We start from the raw sequence: 380 nt of genomic DNA, 5'->3' as shown, positions 1-380 counted from the left end.
GCCTGACGCCGATGTTCGAACGGCCAGGGCGGCCGGATATCGTCATGCCGGTGTTTTCGTCCGGCCAGTCGGCGGTGCAGGCGGCGGAGACCTATGCGCGGCTCGGCAGTGACGACCTGATCTATTGCTGCGGCGGCGGCATCATGGCGCATCCGGACGGCGTCGAAGCCGGGGTGCGCAGCCTGCGGCAGGCCTGGGACGCGGCAGCGGCCGGAATTCCAGCAGCAGACTATGCGAAATCGCATCCGGAATTGGCGTCTGCGCTCGCCTCCTTCGCGAGTTGAGCCGGATCATCTGAGTGCGCCCGAAGGCGCGGAGAAGAAAGGGAGGTACATTATGGCAATGTCAGTCGCCGTGCTCGGTGCCGGCGGTAAAATGGG

The 380-nt window shown here is 65.8% G+C and carries 1 protein-coding gene; it reads left to right on the top strand.

Annotated features, from left to right (window positions below):
• The coding region (locus tag AC1D0P_RS31705; RefSeq protein WP_477680350.1) for a RuBisCO large subunit C-terminal-like domain-containing protein at window positions 1–284 on the top strand (284 nt) is incomplete at its 5' end.
• Window positions 285–380 lie beyond the last annotated feature (96 nt).

The organism is Polaromonas sp. P1_G2, assembly GCF_056405515.1.
Note: the sequence above shows the minus strand (reverse complement) of the source record. Positions and strands in the feature narration are given on the sequence as shown.